15 protein-coding genes and 5 pseudogenes are annotated in these 14,743 nt (G+C 69.2%); 8 read left to right on the forward strand and 12 right to left on the reverse strand.

Annotation, left to right across the window (positions count from 1 at the left end; genetic code table 11):
* The first annotated feature begins 129 nt into the window (after positions 1 to 129).
* Complete coding sequence (locus BJF83_RS26785; RefSeq protein WP_143831890.1) at positions 130 to 276, forward strand: DUF397 domain-containing protein; 147 nt, start codon at positions 130 to 132, stop codon at positions 274 to 276.
* Positions 277 to 397: 121 nt separating this feature from the next.
* On the opposite strand, the gene BJF83_RS13960 is transcribed toward BJF83_RS26785, so the two are convergent.
* Positions 398 to 1,591, reverse strand: coding sequence for an IS701 family transposase (locus tag BJF83_RS13960; RefSeq protein WP_143831891.1), 1,194 nt, complete (start codon positions 1,589 to 1,591; stop codon positions 398 to 400).
* A gap of 12 nt (positions 1,592 to 1,603) precedes the next feature.
* Positions 1,604 to 1,918, reverse strand: a complete 315-nt coding sequence (locus BJF83_RS13965; protein WP_075926647.1) for a hypothetical protein — start codon at positions 1,916 to 1,918, stop codon at positions 1,604 to 1,606.
* Between BJF83_RS13965 and BJF83_RS13970 the strand changes: the two genes are divergently transcribed.
* The 5 genes and pseudogenes from BJF83_RS13970 (at position 1,905) to BJF83_RS30545 (ending at position 4,908) form a co-directional block, all read left to right on the forward strand.
* The gene (locus BJF83_RS13970) at positions 1,905 to 2,333 is read left to right on the forward strand and encodes a hypothetical protein (RefSeq protein WP_075926648.1); all 429 of its coding nucleotides are present in this window, start codon (positions 1,905 to 1,907) and stop codon (positions 2,331 to 2,333) included. The two genes, BJF83_RS13965 and BJF83_RS13970, sit on opposite strands and share 14 nt — an antisense overlap.
* Before the next feature lie 183 nt (positions 2,334 to 2,516).
* Positions 2,517 to 3,521 carry a tetrahydrofolate dehydrogenase/cyclohydrolase catalytic domain-containing protein gene (locus BJF83_RS13975; protein ID WP_158070372.1) on the forward strand — a complete coding sequence of 335 codons (1,005 nt, stop codon included), beginning with the start codon at positions 2,517 to 2,519 and terminating at the stop codon, positions 3,519 to 3,521.
* Positions 3,522 to 3,784: 263 nt separating this feature from the next.
* Positions 3,785 to 3,922 (forward strand): annotated as a pseudogene (locus BJF83_RS30535) (amidase); the annotation flags it as partial.
* Positions 3,923 to 4,074: 152 nt separating this feature from the next.
* Positions 4,075 to 4,491, forward strand: a pseudogene (locus BJF83_RS30540) (amidase family protein); the annotation flags it as partial.
* A gap of 12 nt (positions 4,492 to 4,503) precedes the next feature.
* Positions 4,504 to 4,908 (forward strand): amidase family protein, encoded by a 405-nt coding sequence (locus BJF83_RS30545; protein ID WP_316042284.1) that lies wholly within the window; start codon positions 4,504 to 4,506, stop codon positions 4,906 to 4,908.
* Positions 4,909 to 5,629: 721 nt separating this feature from the next.
* On the opposite strand, the pseudogene BJF83_RS31115 reads toward BJF83_RS30545, so the two are convergent.
* Both BJF83_RS31115 and BJF83_RS13990 read right to left on the reverse strand, forming a co-directional pair.
* Positions 5,630 to 5,958: pseudogene (locus tag BJF83_RS31115) on the reverse strand (DUF6247 family protein).
* Between the two features lie 138 nt (positions 5,959 to 6,096).
* Positions 6,097 to 6,453, reverse strand: a complete 357-nt coding sequence (locus tag BJF83_RS13990) for a hypothetical protein (protein WP_075926650.1) — start codon at positions 6,451 to 6,453, stop codon at positions 6,097 to 6,099.
* A 42-nt stretch (positions 6,454 to 6,495) separates the two neighbouring features.
* Here BJF83_RS13990 and BJF83_RS13995 point away from each other — a divergent pair, with 42 nt between their 5' ends.
* Together BJF83_RS13995 and BJF83_RS14000 are read left to right on the forward strand one after the other, a co-directional pair.
* Complete coding sequence (locus tag BJF83_RS13995; protein ID WP_083678531.1) at positions 6,496 to 7,542, forward strand: helix-turn-helix transcriptional regulator; 1,047 nt, start codon at positions 6,496 to 6,498, stop codon at positions 7,540 to 7,542.
* Positions 7,539 to 7,748: a DUF397 domain-containing protein gene (locus BJF83_RS14000; RefSeq protein WP_075926651.1), complete on the forward strand. Its 210-nt coding sequence runs from the start codon at positions 7,539 to 7,541 to the stop codon at positions 7,746 to 7,748. The genes BJF83_RS13995 and BJF83_RS14000 overlap by 4 nt, the downstream gene beginning before the upstream one ends.
* 63 nt (positions 7,749 to 7,811) lie before the next feature.
* Here BJF83_RS14000 and BJF83_RS14005 read toward each other — a convergent pair.
* The 8 genes and pseudogenes from BJF83_RS14005 to BJF83_RS14040 form a co-directional block, all read right to left on the reverse strand.
* Positions 7,812 to 8,558 (reverse strand): annotated as a pseudogene (locus BJF83_RS14005) (YebC/PmpR family DNA-binding transcriptional regulator).
* Positions 8,555 to 9,163 carry a pyridoxal 5'-phosphate synthase glutaminase subunit PdxT gene (pdxT, locus tag BJF83_RS14010; protein WP_075926652.1) on the reverse strand — a complete coding sequence of 203 codons (609 nt, stop codon included), beginning with the start codon at positions 9,161 to 9,163 and terminating at the stop codon, positions 8,555 to 8,557. Before pdxT ends, BJF83_RS14005 begins: the two are co-directional and overlap by 4 nt.
* Positions 9,164 to 9,237: 74 nt before the next feature.
* A complete protein-coding gene (gene pdxS, locus BJF83_RS14015; protein ID WP_075926653.1) occupies positions 9,238 to 10,149 on the reverse strand; it encodes a pyridoxal 5'-phosphate synthase lyase subunit PdxS in 912 nt (303 codons plus the stop codon).
* A gap of 185 nt (positions 10,150 to 10,334) precedes the next feature.
* Positions 10,335 to 10,826 (reverse strand): hypothetical protein, encoded by a 492-nt coding sequence (locus BJF83_RS14020; RefSeq protein WP_075926754.1) that lies wholly within the window; start codon positions 10,824 to 10,826, stop codon positions 10,335 to 10,337.
* A 60-nt stretch (positions 10,827 to 10,886) separates the two neighbouring features.
* A complete protein-coding gene (locus BJF83_RS14025; protein WP_187347150.1) occupies positions 10,887 to 12,074 on the reverse strand; it encodes a glycosyltransferase family 4 protein in 1,188 nt (395 codons plus the stop codon).
* 8 nt (positions 12,075 to 12,082) lie between these two features.
* Positions 12,083 to 13,027: a phosphatidylinositol mannoside acyltransferase gene (locus BJF83_RS14030; RefSeq protein WP_075926655.1), complete on the reverse strand. Its 945-nt coding sequence runs from the start codon at positions 13,025 to 13,027 to the stop codon at positions 12,083 to 12,085.
* 31 nt (positions 13,028 to 13,058) lie between these two features.
* Positions 13,059 to 13,688, reverse strand: coding sequence for a phosphatidylinositol phosphate synthase (gene pgsA, locus BJF83_RS14035; protein WP_075926656.1), 630 nt, complete (start codon positions 13,686 to 13,688; stop codon positions 13,059 to 13,061).
* Positions 13,689 to 13,817: 129 nt separating this feature from the next.
* A pseudogene (locus tag BJF83_RS14040) lies at positions 13,818 to 14,392 on the reverse strand (HIT family protein).
* Between the last annotated feature and the right edge of the window lie 351 nt (positions 14,393 to 14,743).

Below are 14,743 nucleotides of genomic sequence, written 5' to 3' on the forward strand. Positions count from 1 at the left end.
GGTCCGGGCCGACGACAGGGCCCCAACGAGATCGGCCCCAAGTCAGGGGCCGGGGGTTAGTGCGTTCGTGAAGTTACACCACTCAACGGGACACCATCGCAAGCTCAGCCAGGGGATCCCTGGGAACCCATGGCCGGTGCGCGCATGGGCGGTCCACCCCGAACCCACCCGGACAACACAGAAGACGTCGCCGTCAGTGATGAACGCGCCGCGCTCGGACACCTCGCGTTCAGCCGTGCGGAGTGGGCGGCCTTCCTGGCCGGTGCCACCACCTAGCACGGCAGTCGTAGTTCGTTGTGTCTTCGCTGGTGATGGAAGTGCCGGGCACGGGTTTGATGGTGGCGGCGCCAGGCAGACGCGGTCAGAGCATGGCTGAGAGTGCGGGCGGGGTGCAGGATCAGCGCCAGGAGACGGCGGATCTCGGCGACTGTGAGGCGACCCAGCCCGCGTGGGCTTTTGGGTCGGTGGCCGCGGTCACGGCCAGGAAGGCGTGAGCGGCCATGGCCATGGTGATGTGCCGGTACCAAGGGTCCCACTTGCGGACCTGGTAGTGGTCCAGTCCGGTCTCGTTCTTGGCGGCCTGGAAGCACTCCTCGATCGCCCACCGGGCCCCGGCCACCCGCACGATCTCCTCCCGGACCACGGAGTCGGGGTGAAAGCACAGGTAATAGGCAATGTCGTCCGTATCGTCAACCGAGCGCCGGGCCAGCAGGGTGCGCACGAACCCGGACGGAACCTCATCAAAGGCGGGCAGAGTGGCCCAGGCCCAGTCATAGACGCGCTCACCACGGACCCCCGTCCCGGACGAGACACGGTGCCAAGCATCGGCGGGAGCACGATCGATGAGAGTGTCCACGCGGCGGCGGCCGTCGGTGTCGGCAACGGTCTGCTTGAGGGAGACCTCGACGACATAAGGCATCCGACGTGCTTCGAGAAAGGCGCGGAACTTCCCGTCACGGCCGTCGGCGCAATCGGCGGCCACCCACCCGGCCTGGACTCCTGCGTCCAGCGCACGGCCGATCATCGCCTCGGCCAGGCGCGGCTTGGTCAGCACCCCCTGGGCGCAGCGCTCATCGGGGATCCCCGCCTGCGCGCACCGGTCCGGGTCATCGGCCCAGGACCGGGGCAGGTACAGTTCACGGTCGATCAGCGCCCGCCCCTGGGGAGCGGCGTAGGCCAGGAACACGCCGAGCTGGCAGTTCTCCACCCGCCCGGCCGTGCCCGAGTACTGGCGCTGGACCCCCGCGGACAGGTGTCCCTTCTTGCAGAAGCCAGTCTCATCGACCACGAGCACGCCCTGGGGGCCGGCCAGAGCCCGGGCGACGTAGGAGCGCACCTGGTCGCGCACGGCGTCGGCGTCCCAGCGGGAGCGGTCCACGAAGTGCTGGATCCCTGTCGGCCTGGTCGCACCGGCCGCCTCGGCCAGTTGCCAGCCGTTCTTGCGTTCCACCGGTGCCAGCAGCCCGGTCAGGTACGCCCTGGCCCACCTTCGTGATTCCACTCGACCGAAGCACCCGGCCAGGTGGTCGAACAGCTCGTCCAACCCGGCTCGCCATGCCACAACGTCTTGTGTCGAGACATCATCCGTCACAGTCAAAGCCTATTACACAACGAAATACGACTGTCGTGCTAGGGTGAAACCAGATGAGTTGTGGCGGATTTCCCTGTCCGACAGCATCACTGCGGTGTGGATGAGTGCTTCCGCGAAGTACGAGCCCTCTGACCGTTGGTTGGAAAGGACCCTGGCGTCCGCAGACCACGGCAGCGATTCGTCCAGCGCACCGAAAGGAACCAGGTCAAGGATGTCGCCAGGGAACCGCTGGACGCGACATGTCCCCCTGATATCGGAGGAAGCCTTGATCGTCAGCAGGATCATCGATGAGAAAACCCGCGACGGAGTCAGGATGAAGGCCTTCATCCTGGGATTCCCCACGTTCTTGGGTGAAGGACGGGGTCTCGTCCAGATCTTCACGGGCAGCAGTCTGGTGCGTGACGTGTACGTCCTCACCGAGATCAAGTCGAACCCGATGGAAACAGGCCTGGTCACTCGTGTGCCGGAGTTGGCCGAGATCCTCCAGGAGGATCTCGCTCTTCCCGGCCCGGAGCCCCTGATCGCCGGTGAGTGGTACGCCCACTACGGCCCCTTCTCCTACTTCGACGACATCGGCCCCGCCAGCTTCACCACCATCCCCCTCGGCTGGGAGGGGGGCCGGTTCACCGACCCGATCTCGGATCGCAAGGTAGTCCCCGACGCCGAGGCCGATGCGTTGCGCGAGCGGCTGTCCTTGCCGCCGGTCGAAGAAGTCCTGGAAGCCCTGGGCGAGAGGGCCTGATCCGCAGTGGAACAACAAAGGACCAACCGGATCTCGGGGCGTGACCTGTTGCGCCAGGTCAAACAGGGTTTGTCCCATTACCAGCAGCCGGTTCGCCGAACCGGACGGTCGATCTCCGTCATCCGGTTCGAGCCTGTCCAGGGACTCGATGAGCAGACCCGGGTGAAGCTGGAGGCTTCACGTGTGTCCGCGAACCAGAAGTTGAAGAACTTCTCCTCCATGGGCTTCGAGGCCAAGGATGTCCACCTGCCTCACAACGTCGACCCCGAGCGCTTTCACGAGGAGCTCCTGAAAGCGAACGAGGATCCGAACTCCCTCGGGATCATCGTGCAGTTCCCGCCTCCTCGGACCCTTCTCCCGTACGTGCAGGAGATCGACCCTCGCAAGGACATTGACGGGCTATTGGGAGCACGATCGCAGCAGCGGGCGTGCGCGACGGCCGACGGGATCACCCGGGTCGCCCTCCCGTACGCGCGCGACGGTGCGGAGGTGTCCGTGATCGGATCGAATGGCTTCGTGGGCAGCGGTGTGGTCCGTCTGTTGAACGACCAGGGAATCGAGCCGATCTGCCTGGACTACGGGGACGACCTCTCGCGAGCGCGGCAGTCGGACGTGATCATCAGCGTCACGGGCTCTCCGGGCATCATCGGAGGCGATATCATCGCTGGCCACCACCGGGCGGTCATCGACTCCGGCTTCGTTCCGAGGGAGGACGGTACCGTGCAGGGCGACGTGCGGCACGACGCCTACAACATTCCTCAGCGCATCACCCCCGTACCGGGCGGTATCGGTCCTGTCGAGATGGCCGTGCTGATCGAACGCGGCGTCCAGGCGGAGGTGGACCCCCAACTGAAAAGCTGGAGCTACGACGGGAACGCGGTGACCGTCGGGCAGCGGGTCGGACCCGGTTCGGGAGAGCAGTCCAGGGAGCGCATCACAGTGGGTTCCAGGCTTGGCGGCGAGCTCAAGGAGCCGTCCGAGAGCCGGAACACCCAGGGAAAGTCGCCGTCCGGCATGTCCCGGGCCGCCCGTATCGCTCAACGTGGACAGCTCCCGTCCGGCATGTCCCGGGCCGCCCGTATCGCTCAACGTGGACAGCTCCCATCCGGCAGGGGGTCGCAGAACACTGGAAGTACACCGGGACCGAGCAGTGACTCACCAAGGGGTGACTGCGGTATGGAACGCTGAGCAACCCTTGGGTGGCTACCCGGCGGATCAGGTGGGCGGCCACTGCATGACGGTTCCGAGGCGGTTTTGAGCACGTCCGACCCATGTCGGCGCATGTGAACATGGGGATCTACCGGGGGGCTCCCTGCCCCTGACCCTCCCGGCAGTTCACGGCAGAAACCGTCCCGGAATCTTGGAATGCTCGGGTCGCGGTGGACGTGGAGGCCTGAAGGGTGATGGGCGTGGACGATGATGGGCGGGTCGGCGCTGGAGAGATCGCGGCAATGGTGCGGAGCGGCAAGGTCAGCGCCGTGACGGTGGTCGAGGCGACCCTGGAGGCCGTCGAACGGGCCGACTCCGAGATCAAGGCGTTTCGTGAGGTGTGGTCGGACACCGCTAGGGAACGCGCGTCAGGCGTTGACGAGGCAGTGGCCAAGGGGAAGCACCTTCCCCTCGCCGGGGTCCCGTTGGCCGTAAAGGCGACTGAGGGGATTGAGTCGCTCCAGGCCCGGAAGTTGCTCGAAGCCGGGGCGGTACCCATCGGCCCGACCTCGGTTCCCGACCCCGGGACGGAGTGGAAGACCTGGGGTACGACGGACCGGGGAAGGACTGTCAACCCTGGCGGGCGGACGCCACCCCCGGTGGTTCGTCTGCGGGCTCGGCGGCCGCCGTCGCGGCGGGAATGGTGCCGTTGGCGACAGCGAGTGACGGGGCCGGATCCACCCGGATACCGGCGGCCTGGTGCGGTGTCGTCGGTTACAAACCCACCACCGGTCTGCTGCCCGCCCGGGATAGAGCCGGGCTCGGGACCGGCGGGCCCGTGGCCCGGTCCATCGCCGACGTGGAGCTCTACCGGTCGGTCGTGCTGGGGTCGGAGCCCGTACCACCTCTGTCCCGGACACTACGTGTGGCTTGTTCTCTGACGCTGGGCTTCAATCAGGTGGACCCGGAGGTCGCCCGGGTCGTGGACCGCGTCGTGCGGATGTGGTCGGAAGGTGGCCGAGTGTCGCTGCAAGAGGTGGACCTGATACTGATCGATCCCGCCGCGAGTTGGCTCGCCAAGCGGAGGAAAACGCCGGACACCAAGGTTCGGGACGACGACGCGGCCAATCGCGCCGCGCTCGACGACCTGTTCGGTTCCGTGGACTTGTTGGTCACCCCGACCACCCCGAACCTGCCACACGGGCACGGAGGTCCCGGGAAGGTGATGAGCGTCGGGTTCACCTGGTTGTTCAACATCACCGGGCACCCGGCGATCAGCCTGCCCGGTGGACTGTCCGCCGGTGGACTGCCTGTCGGTGTGCAACTGGTCGCCGGTCACCACCGTGACGATGTACTGATGGCCGCTGCGGCCGACTACGAGCGCAATGTCCCCTGGCCCTTCCTGCCCTCAGCATGTTCTCGCTAGTGCCGCATGAGGCGGTGTTCGCCCTGTCGACGTCGGCGCGTAGACGCCGGTCGTCGGTGTGAAGGTGGCGGCAGATGATGTAGCGGCGGATCATGCTGTCCTGCTCATTGCGGCCGGCTTGGTCGGTGCCGTCGAGGGCGACGTGGCGCAGGGTGGTGAGCCGGGCCTGGATACGTGAGGAATTCGAAGGGGTTCAGGCGATCTCGACGTTGTTGGCCGCTGCCCGGGCACCGAGCCGCTGGTGCTCCTGGCCTGCTCGCGGGGCACGGAGATGTGCGCCCACATGCACACCGCGATCGGCCTGGCCCTGGGCGGCCGGTTCGGGGTCAAGGTTGTGCGGTAGTCGGACCGCCGGAGTCACCTGGCGTTCTACCACAGGGCGTACCGTGGTCCCCAGCCCGATCAGTGCCCTGGCCCCGGCCGTTCGTGTACGTCCCCGGCGTCTGAGACCGGCCGCGCAAGCGATACGTCGGACCCAGAAGAGCCGGAGGACCACAACAAGCTCCTGATCGTCGAGGACCAGGTAGATGACCGTACACTCACCGTCTTCCCCGACGGTGTGGCACCGGACGTTGCCTTCTGGCTTCTCCCTGTTGTAGGGGTCGCCACTCCAAGGTCGCAGTTCCAAGAGCCCGAACAACTCAAGCATCAGGGGAAGCAAGTGCGCTGGCAGCTTGCTGAGCTGTTCTTCCGCTATCTCTTCGGATTCGATCCGGTACATCTAGAGACCCAACCTGGCTTTCGTCTCCGACCAAGGGACCGTGCGCACCTTCTCACCACGTTGGAGCCGATCGGCAGCGTCCAGCATGTGCCGATGGGCCTCAGGATCCCGTGACGACATGGCCACCCGCCACCAACGTTCCAGGCATTTGTTGAGTTCAGAGAGGTCCAGGCTTTCCCTGCGTCGTTCATCACCCGGCGGTACTCCCGGTCGAAGTCACCGACCTCCTCCGGAAGCAGAGCTGCTCGGATCTCCTTCGGGCTTCTCCCGATCCGCCCCCGCTGCCCCTCGCCCGAACCCTCGTGTGCGCGCCGCCCGTCTGCCGACATCCGAACCTCCTCGTGAACTCCGCTCCAGAGTACGACGTCATCGTCCTCCACGGACGTTTTCCACAGGCCTCCCACACCGCCGTCCAGGGCGGGGGCCACGACGCGATCGGAGGACCCCCGCCCTGTGTCGATCTGAGGTCATCGGTCGGCGTCGACCGTCATCAGCGGGACGAGGAAGGACGCGAGCCGAACGGCCGTGGTGCCCTCCGACACCTCGTCGCCGCCCTCGATGGCCCACTCGGTGCTGCGGTCGTCGCGGATGTACAGGTCGAGGGTGAACCGGCCGCCGCTTCGGCGAACCGACAGGTGGGTGGGGTCGTCGCGGCCGGTGTCCACGTCCAGACCGGCGGAGCGCAGGAGTTCGGCGACGGTCTCGACGTACCGGTCGAGCTGGTCCTCGCTGAGCAGTTCGGGGGTCTCGTCGTCCACAGAGGTGTCGACGCCGCCCCAGTCGTAGGGGACAATCGGGGCAGGGAGTGCGTGGGCTTCGGTCATGCGGAGTTCCCCTCTCCTCGAAGGCACCGCCTGGGTCGCTGCATGAGCGCCAACTCCAACGAGCGGCCCAGGCGGTGGTCTCATGTCCGGGGCGGCAACGATCGCGCCCCGGTTTCCCGGTATCGAGTGAGCTGCGTCTCACCCTCTGCTATCATCACAGAAAACGAGGACGCAGACAAGAGCGAACACGAATTCGCGCCAAACAACTTCTACCAGGGACTGGAGGACACCGTGGCGACCGATCAACGTGTCACCTTGCGCGCGCAATGGCTCGGACAGATCTTGAGGGAGATGCGCGAGAGGAAAGGGCTCCCCCTCAGGGAGGTCGCTGAGTATCTACAGCGCAACCTTGCCACCATCGGTCGCTGCGAGCAGGGGATCTACCCGATCCGTCGGGTGGACGCAGCCGCGATGATGGACCTGTACGGCGTCAACGACAAGAAGCAGCGAGACGCCGTCCTCGAACTGGCAGGCGAGGTCTGGAAGACCGGCTGGTGGGAGCAGTACTCCAAGGATGATGTCTGGAGCTCCACGATCGACCGCGCCTGGTTGGAGAACCGATCCCACGCGCTGCGTACCTTCGCCACGGTCACCATCCCAGGTCTGCTTCAAACCGAGGAGTACGCGCGTGGGCTGATGCTCATCGCTGACCGGCACTCCACGAAGCGAGAGATCGAACGATGGGTCAAGCTGCGTATGGATCGCCAGCGAGTCCTGGAACGGGCAGAACCCCTCTACCTGTCAGCGGTCATTGACGAAGCTGTACTGCGACGTCAGGTAGGCGGCCGTGAAGTCATGGCCCAGCAGCTACGGCACTTGTCCACCAAGGTCGCGGAACCCAACATCGATGTGCGCGTACTCCCGTTCACCGCCGGAGCCCACGCCAGTCCTGATGGGCCCTTCACCCTCCTCAAGATGTCGGATCCCTTTCCAGAGGTCGCCCACGTGGAGAGCCCCGCTGGATCCATCTACCTGGAAACCGAGTCGGTGGATCGGCTGGTGGACACCTACGATTGGCTGCACGAGAACAGCCTCAACAACGAGGAGACGGCAGAGTTCCTCGTGGCTTTGGAAGAGGATCTTCGATGAGTGAAACTAGGGCGGCTTCGGCCTCCCAAGTCGCCTGGCACATCAGTACCTACAGCTCCGAAGGCAGCGGACGGTGCGTAGAAGCCGGGCCGTTCACCGATGGGTCGACGGCCTTCGCCGTGCGCGACTCGCAGCACCGAAGCCACGGACACCTCGCGTTCAGCCGTGCGGAGTGGGCGGCCTTCCTGGCCGGTGCCACCACCTAGGAACAGCGCGAACGCCGGTGGCCGCGCCCCCAACGGGCGCGGCCACCGGCGTAGTGGTCACGGTCAGCCGATCTCGGCCACGACCTCGTCGGGGATGTCGGCGTTGGTGAAGACGTTCTGCACGTCGTCGGAGTCCTCCAGCGCGTCCACGACCCGCAGCACCTTCTTGGCGGTCTCGGCGTCGACCGGGACCTCCATGGTGGGCAGCCAGTTCGTGTCGGCGGACTCGTAGTCGATCCCTGCCTCCTGGAGCGCCGTGCGCACGCGACCATGTCGGTGGCCTCGGAGACGATCTCGAACGCCTCGCCGAGGTCCTCGACCTCCTCGCGCCCGCCTCCAGCACCGCCATGGTCACGTCGTCCTCGGTCGTGCCCTCCTTCGGCACGATGACGACGCCCTTGCGGTTGAACAGGTAGGACACCGACCCGGCGTCGGCCATGTTGCCACCGTTGCGGGTCACGGCCACGCGCACCTCGGAGGCGGCACGGTTGCGGTTGTCGGTCAGGCACTCCACGAGCATCGCCACGCCGCCGGGCGCGTAGCCTCGTACATGATCGTCTGCCACTCGGCGCCGCCGGCCTCCTCGCCGGAGCCGCGCTTGCGGGCGCGCTCGATGTTGTCGAGCGGCACCGAGCTCTTGCGCGCCTTCTGGATGGCGTCGTAGAGCGTCGGGTTGCCTTCGGGGTCTCCACCGCCGGTCCGCGCGGCCACCTCGATGTTCTTGATCAGCTTCGCGAAGAGCTTGCCGCGCTTGGCGTCGATGACGGCTTTCTTGTGCTTGGTGGTGGCCCACTTCGAGTGGCCGCTCATGCGTGTCCTTTCACGATGTCGACGAAGAGGCGGTGGATGCGCGCGTCGCCGGTCAGTTCGGGATGGAAGGACGTGGCCATCAGGCCGCCCTGTCGTACGGCGACGATCCTACCGGCCTCGTCGGGACCCGGGACGCGACCGAGCACGGTCACCTCGGGTCCCACGGACTCCACCCACGGCGCCCGGATGAACACCGCGTCGAACGGCTCCTCGCCGACGCCCTCCACGGGGACCGCCGCCTCGAACGACTCCGTCTGCCGACCGAAGGCGTTGCGCCGCACCGTCATGTCGATGCCGCCGATCGTCTCCTGGCCGTCGATCCCGCCGAGCAGGCGGTCGGCCAGCATGATCATCCCCGCGCACGTGCCGTAGGCGGGCATCCCCGCTCCGACCCGCTTGCGCAGCGGCTCCAGCAGACCGTACCGGACGGCCAGCTTGGACATGGTGGTGGACTCGCCTCCGGGGATGACCAGGGCGTCGACGGTGTCGAGCTGGTCGGGCCCGAGCACCTTGGCGGTCCGCACGTCCATCTGTTCCAGAACGTGCAGGTGCTCGGCGACGTCGCCCTGAAGGGCGAGGACGCCGATGGTGGGTCTGGCGGTCAAGAACGGCCTCACTCGTCGATTCATCGAAGTCCAACACTGGCGCGGGTGGCGGGCGCCCGCCACCCGGAACCGACCTACCAGCCCCGACCCGCGTAACGCTCGGAGTCCTTCAGGTCATCCAGGTTGATGCCGACCATCGCCTCGCCCAGTCCGCGGGACACACGCGCGATGACGCCCGGGTCCTCGTAGTGCAGGGTGGCCTGCACGATGGCGTCGGCGCGCTTGGCGGGGTCGCCGGACTTGAAAATGCCCGAGCCGACGAACACGCTCTCCGCGCCCAACTGGCGCATCAGGGCCGCGTCGGCGGGGGTGGCGACACCGCCCGCGGAGAACAGCGGAACCGGCAGCTTGCCCAGCGTCGCGACCTCCTTGACGATCTCGTAGGGGGCGCGCAGCTCCTTGGCGGCGCCGAACAGCTCCGCCTCGTCGAGCGTGCCCAGGCGGCGGATCTCGGCCCGGATCGACCGCATGTGGCGGGTGGCCTCGACGACGTTGCCGGTCCCGGCCTCGCCCTTGGAGCGGATCATGGCCGCGCCCTCGGCGATGCGGCGCAGCGCCTCACCCAGGTTGGTCGCCCCGCACACGAACGGGACGGTGAACGCCCACTTGTCGATGTGGTGGGCCTCGTCGGCCGGGGTGAGGACCTCGGACTCGTCGATGAAGTCGACGCCGAGGTGCTCCAGCACCTGGGCCTCGACGAGGTGGCCGATGCGGACCTTGGCCATGACCGGGATGGAGACGGCTTCGACGATCCCGTCGATCATGTCCGGGTCGGACATGCGGGCCACACCGCCGTCCTTGCGGATGTCGGCGGGGACGCGCTCCAGGGCCATGACCGCGACGGCACCGGCGTCCTCGGCGATCTTGGCCTGCTCGGGGGTGACGACGTCCATGATGACGCCGTTCTTGAGCTGCTCGGCCATGCCTCGCTTGACGCGCTGTGTGCCGACGGCGTTGTCGGCGGTGTTCGATGCGTTGGTGGCCACGGTGGTGGACTCCCGTCCCGTAGGTGTTGACAGCATGGGTAGCGGTGGGCCCCGGCGGCTATGGCGGTCACACGAGGGGCGCGGACGCCACCGGTGCCGGGCACCCTGGGTCTACCACGCCACCATGGTAGTTCCTCCCCCTACCGACCACTTTGGCCAGATCGGTGTTTTCGCGGGTCGTCCCCTTACAGGGTGTCGGACCCGGTGGGCGGCGCGGGCGGCTCGTCGTCGATCTCGAAGAAGTCGGGAAGGGGAGCTGTTCCGGCCAGGCGCAGGACGCGGACGAGCCGGGACCGGCGGGCGCGGCGGGTGTCGACGACGGCGTCGTTGTGGAAGGTGCGGGCCAACTGGACGCCGCGGGCGGCACCGGCCACCTCGGTCAGGTGGTCGCGCAGGTGCGCGGTGGCGCGCAGGGGCCCAAGCACCGACCGCAGCTCTCGTGACAGAGCGCTCTCGGCCAGTTCGCGCTCCCCCTCGGGAGCCCGGCGCGCCGCGGTGGCGGCGTCGGCGAGCGCGCGGGCGCGGTCCGCCGGCAGGCCGTCGGCCGAGACGAGGTCGAGCACGGCCGAGCCGCGTCGCAACAGCGCGGCGTCCAGGGCCGCGCGGGCGGTCTCCACCCGGTGGTGGAGCCGGTCCAGGCGGGTGGCGCGCCACGACAGGTAGAAGCCGGCCGCCATGAGGGCCAGGACGGCCGCGGCGACCACGACGACGAAGAGGACGTCCTGGATCAGCGCCGTTCACCCCACCCCGCGACGCAGCAGCGCGGTGGCGCGGGGACCGGTGTCCAGGCGAACCCCGCGGGTGGCCCGGTCCGGTCCGTCCCATGCCAGGACGGTCTCGTAGACGTGGACGACCTCGGCGGCGACCGTCCGCCAGTCGTAGGCCCGCACGGCGCGGCGGGCCGCCCCGCCCAGGCGGGCGCGGCGCTCGGGATCGTCGAGGAGGCCTGCGGCACGTTCGGCAAGGTGGGCGGCGTCGCCCGCCCGGAAGAGCTCGCCCGCCGCACCCCCCTCCAGGACGGCGGAGAAGGCCGGAATGTCGCTGGCGACGATCGCCGCGCCGGCCGACATGGCCTCGGTGAGGACGATGCCGAAGCTCTCGCCCCCCAGGTTGGGGGCGCAGAAGATGTCGGCGGAGTGGTAGGCGCGCGCCTTGTCCGCGTCGCCGAGCCGCCCGGAGAGGACGACCCGGCGGCGCAGGTCCTCGGGGACCGACGCCAGGGTCGGGCCGGGGTCGCCGGGCCCGGCGACGAGCAGCCGCAGACCGGGGCGGGAGGGGGCGAGCAGGGCGAAGGCCTCCACCAGGGTGGCCAGTCCCTTGCGCGGCTCGTCCAGGCGGCCGAGGAAGGCGATCGAACCTCCGTCACCGGGCCAGCCCGGCAGCGGATCGGCGTCGGCGAAGCGGTGCACGGCCACCCCGTTGGGGATGAGGACGGCGTCCCCGCCCAGGTGCTCGACGAGGGTGCGCCGCGCGGACTCGGAGACGGCCACGCGCGCGTTGATCTTCTCCATGGCCGAGCGCAGCGCCGCGGACCCGGCCGCCATCGCGCGCGAGCGGGTGTTGCTCGTGTGGAAGGTGGCGACCATGGGACCGTCCGCCGCCCAGCACGACAACAGCGAGACGCTGGGCGCGGAGGGCTCGTGGATGTGCAGGACGTCGAAGGCGCCCTCGCCGATCCACCGCCGCACCCGCGCGGCGGTGCGCGGTCCGAAACTGACGCGGGCCACCGAGCCGTTGTAGGGCACCGGCACCGGGCGGCCAGCCGGAACCAGGTGGTCGGGCAGGTCGGCGCCGGTCCCGCCGACGGGCGCCAGCACCGACACGTGGTGGCCCATGCCCATCAGCGCCTCGGCCAGGTCCCCGACGTGCTGCTGGACCCCGCCCGGCACGTCCCAGGCGTAGGGGCAGACCAGTCCGACGCGCATGCCCACGGTCACGTGTCCCGTTCGGAGCGGCCGGCCCTCTCGGCGCGCTCCCGCGGACGGCGCGAGTCGGCCTCGTGGTCGGCGCTGAACACGGTCTGGAGCATGTGCCAGTCCTCCGGATGCGCGGCGATCTCACCCTGGAAGACGCGCGCCAGCGCCTGGGTGGTGGCTCGGACGCGGTCGGCCCGGGTCTGGCCGGGCGCGACGGGGATCTCGTCGTGGACGCGGATGTTCCAGTACGGGCCGTCGTACCAGAGCGAGACCGGCATCAGGGCGGCGCCGGTGTTCAGGGCCAGGGCCGCCGGTCCGGGCGGCATGCGCGCCGGTTCGCCGAAGAACTCGACCTCGGGGCCGCCGCCGCCGATGTCGCGGTCGGCCAGCAGGCACACCAGCCCCCCGGAGCGCAGCCGCCGGGCCAGGGCGCCCACGGTGTCCGTGCCCCCGGTCAGCGGCAGGACCTCCAGGCCCAGGGACTCCCGGTAGGCGGTGAACCGCTGGAAGAGGCTCTCCGGACGCAGCCGCTGGGCCACCGTGGTCGGCGCGAAGCCGCGCATGGCGATCCAGGCGCCCGCGTGGTCCCAGTTGCCCATGTGCGGCAGGGCCGCGACGACGCCGCGTCCGGAGTTCAGGTTCTGCTCCAGCGCCTCGATCCCGCTCTGCCGGGTGGCGCCGAGCACGCGGTCCCGATCCATCGCGGGCAGTCGGAACATCTCGTAGTAGTAGCGCATGTAGGAGCGCATCCCCGCGCGGGAGAGCGCCCGCAGCCGCGCGTCGGTGGTGTCGGGGCCGAGCAGGCGGCGCAGGTTGCGCTCCAGGCCGCGGGTCCCCTCGTCGCGGGTGCGCCAGGCGTGGTCCGCCATCCGCTCGAAGACCGCTCGACCGAGCCGTTCGGGCGAGCGCCGCACCATCGTCCACCCGGCCGCGTAGGCCAGGTCGGCCATGCGTTCGTCCACGTCGTGCTTCCTCGTCCTCCTCCGGGCGGGGTCAGGCCTCGCTGTTGGCGCCGTTGGTGTCCACGTCCCGGCGGCCCTCGTCGATCTCGTTGAGCCGCGCGCGCGTCTCCACGAGCCGCTGGAGGACCGTCAGCATGGTCATGCCCGCGAGCAGCCACAGTCCGCCGGCCAGGACGTAGGGGACGCCGAACCCGCCGACGCCGGCGGCCACCAGGACGATGATCAGGCGCTCGGTGCGCTCGGCCATGCCGACGTCGCAGTTGACGCCCAGTCCCTCGGCGCGCGCCTTGATGTAGGAGACCATGAAGCCCGTGATGAGGCAGAAGAGGGTGACCCCGGCGAGCAGCGTGTCGTCGCCCTCGCCGATGAACCACCACAGGAGCCCGGCGAGGATGGCGGCGTCGGCCACCCGGTCGAGGCTGGAGTCGAGGAAGGCGCCGAACCCGCTGGCGCTGTCGTTGGCGCGGGCCACGGCTCCGTCGAGCATGTCGAAGAGCGCGAAGACGGTGATGACGACCGAACCGGCGTACAGCTCTCCGCGCGGATAGAAGTACAGGGCGCTGGCGACGACGCCCACGGTGCCGACGATGGTGATGACGTTCGGCGTGAGGCCGATCCGGGCCAGGCTCCGGCCGAGCGGAGTGGTGACCCGGGAGATCATGGGGCGAAGGATTCTCAGCATGTCTTCTTGTGATGGTAGGGCGGGAACGGCTCCGGGGGTGGGAACCGCGCACGGCGGGGGTGGCGCGCGCCCGTTCGTCGGCGCGGGCGGCACGGGAGGGCGGGGCGGTCAGGCGCCGGGCCAGTGCTCGGCCAGTTTGGCGCGGGTCTGCTCCAGCATCTCGGGCAGTACCTTGGTGTGGCCGATGACCGGCATGAAGTTGGTGTCGCCGCCCCAGCGGGGGACGATGTGCTGGTGCAGGTGGGCGGCGATCCCGGCACCGGCCACCGTACCCAGGTTCATGCCGATGTTGAACCCCTGGGGCCGGTAGCGCCGGTGAGCGCGCGAAGGCCCGCCTGGGTGAGCGCGGCGACCTCGGCGGTCTCGTCCTCGTCGAGCGCGGAGTACTCGGACACGTGCCGGTAGGGGCACACGAGCAGGTGGCCGCTGTTGTAGGGGTAGAGGTTGAGCACGACGTAGGCGGTCTTGCCGCGGGCGACCACGAGCCCGGTGGCGTCGTCGAGCTCGGGGGCGTCACAGAACGGGCAGCCGTCCTCGGGGCCGGACCCGGTCGGCTTGCCCTCGCCCTTGATGTAGGCCATGCGGTGCGGCGTCCACAGCCGCTCCCATCCGTCGGGGACGCCGGTACCCGCACCCGGGGGGTTGGACGGCCCGTGCTCGGGCCCGTGCTCGACACCGCTCATCGGCTCTCCGGGGCGGCCGCTCCGGCTCTCGCGCCGGGGAGGAAGCCCCTGCCTCCTTCGGGTTCTCTCGTGGGATCGTGCGTGGACGGGCGCGCGGGCGTGGGGGCGTCCGTGCGCGGCGGACGCCCACCGGACCGCGGGACGGGCCGCGTCCACCGCACGCGCCCCGGTCGGGCGCGGCCCGGCGAAGGGTCCGGTGCCGGCCTTCCGGGATCGTCCGCACCCCAGCATAGGAGCACGGCGCACGTGCGGTCAGCGCCGACCGTCCGCCTGTGGACGGCCGGGAGGCCCGTTCGCGGCGTCCTCGGCGTTCGGGCTCCCGAACGGAGCGGCCGTCCGCCGAGGGCGAGG

Origin of the sequence: Nocardiopsis sp. CNR-923 (genome assembly GCF_001942255.1) — a bacterium.
Classification (GTDB): domain Bacteria; phylum Actinomycetota; class Actinomycetes; order Streptosporangiales; family Streptosporangiaceae; genus Nocardiopsis.

Bases quoted from the DNA above. Each gene is read 5' to 3' on its own strand.
- BJF83_RS26785 (WP_143831890.1), top strand. From the start codon at position 130: ATGGCCGGTGCGCGCATGGGCGGTCCACCCCGAACCCACCCGGACAAC.
- BJF83_RS13970 (WP_075926648.1), top strand. From the start codon at position 1,905: ATGAAGGCCTTCATCCTGGGATTCCCCACGTTCTTGGGTGAAGGACGG.
- BJF83_RS13965 (WP_075926647.1), bottom strand. From the start codon at position 1,918: ATGAAGGCCTTCATCCTGACTCCGTCGCGGGTTTTCTCATCGATGATC.
- BJF83_RS13990 (WP_075926650.1), bottom strand. From the start codon at position 6,453: ATGACCGAAGCCCACGCACTCCCTGCCCCGATTGTCCCCTACGACTGG.
- BJF83_RS13995 (WP_083678531.1), top strand. From the start codon at position 6,496: ATGAGCGCCAACTCCAACGAGCGGCCCAGGCGGTGGTCTCATGTCCGG.
- BJF83_RS14000 (WP_075926651.1), top strand. From the start codon at position 7,539: ATGAGTGAAACTAGGGCGGCTTCGGCCTCCCAAGTCGCCTGGCACATC.
- BJF83_RS14020 (WP_075926754.1), bottom strand. From the start codon at position 10,826: ATGGCGGCCGGCTTCTACCTGTCGTGGCGCGCCACCCGCCTGGACCGG.
- BJF83_RS14025 (WP_187347150.1), bottom strand. From the start codon at position 12,074: ATGCGCGTCGGACTGGTCTGCCCCTACGCCTGGGACGTGCCGGGCGGG.
- pgsA (WP_075926656.1), bottom strand. From the start codon at position 13,688: ATGATCTCCCGGGTCACCACTCCGCTCGGCCGGAGCCTGGCCCGGATC.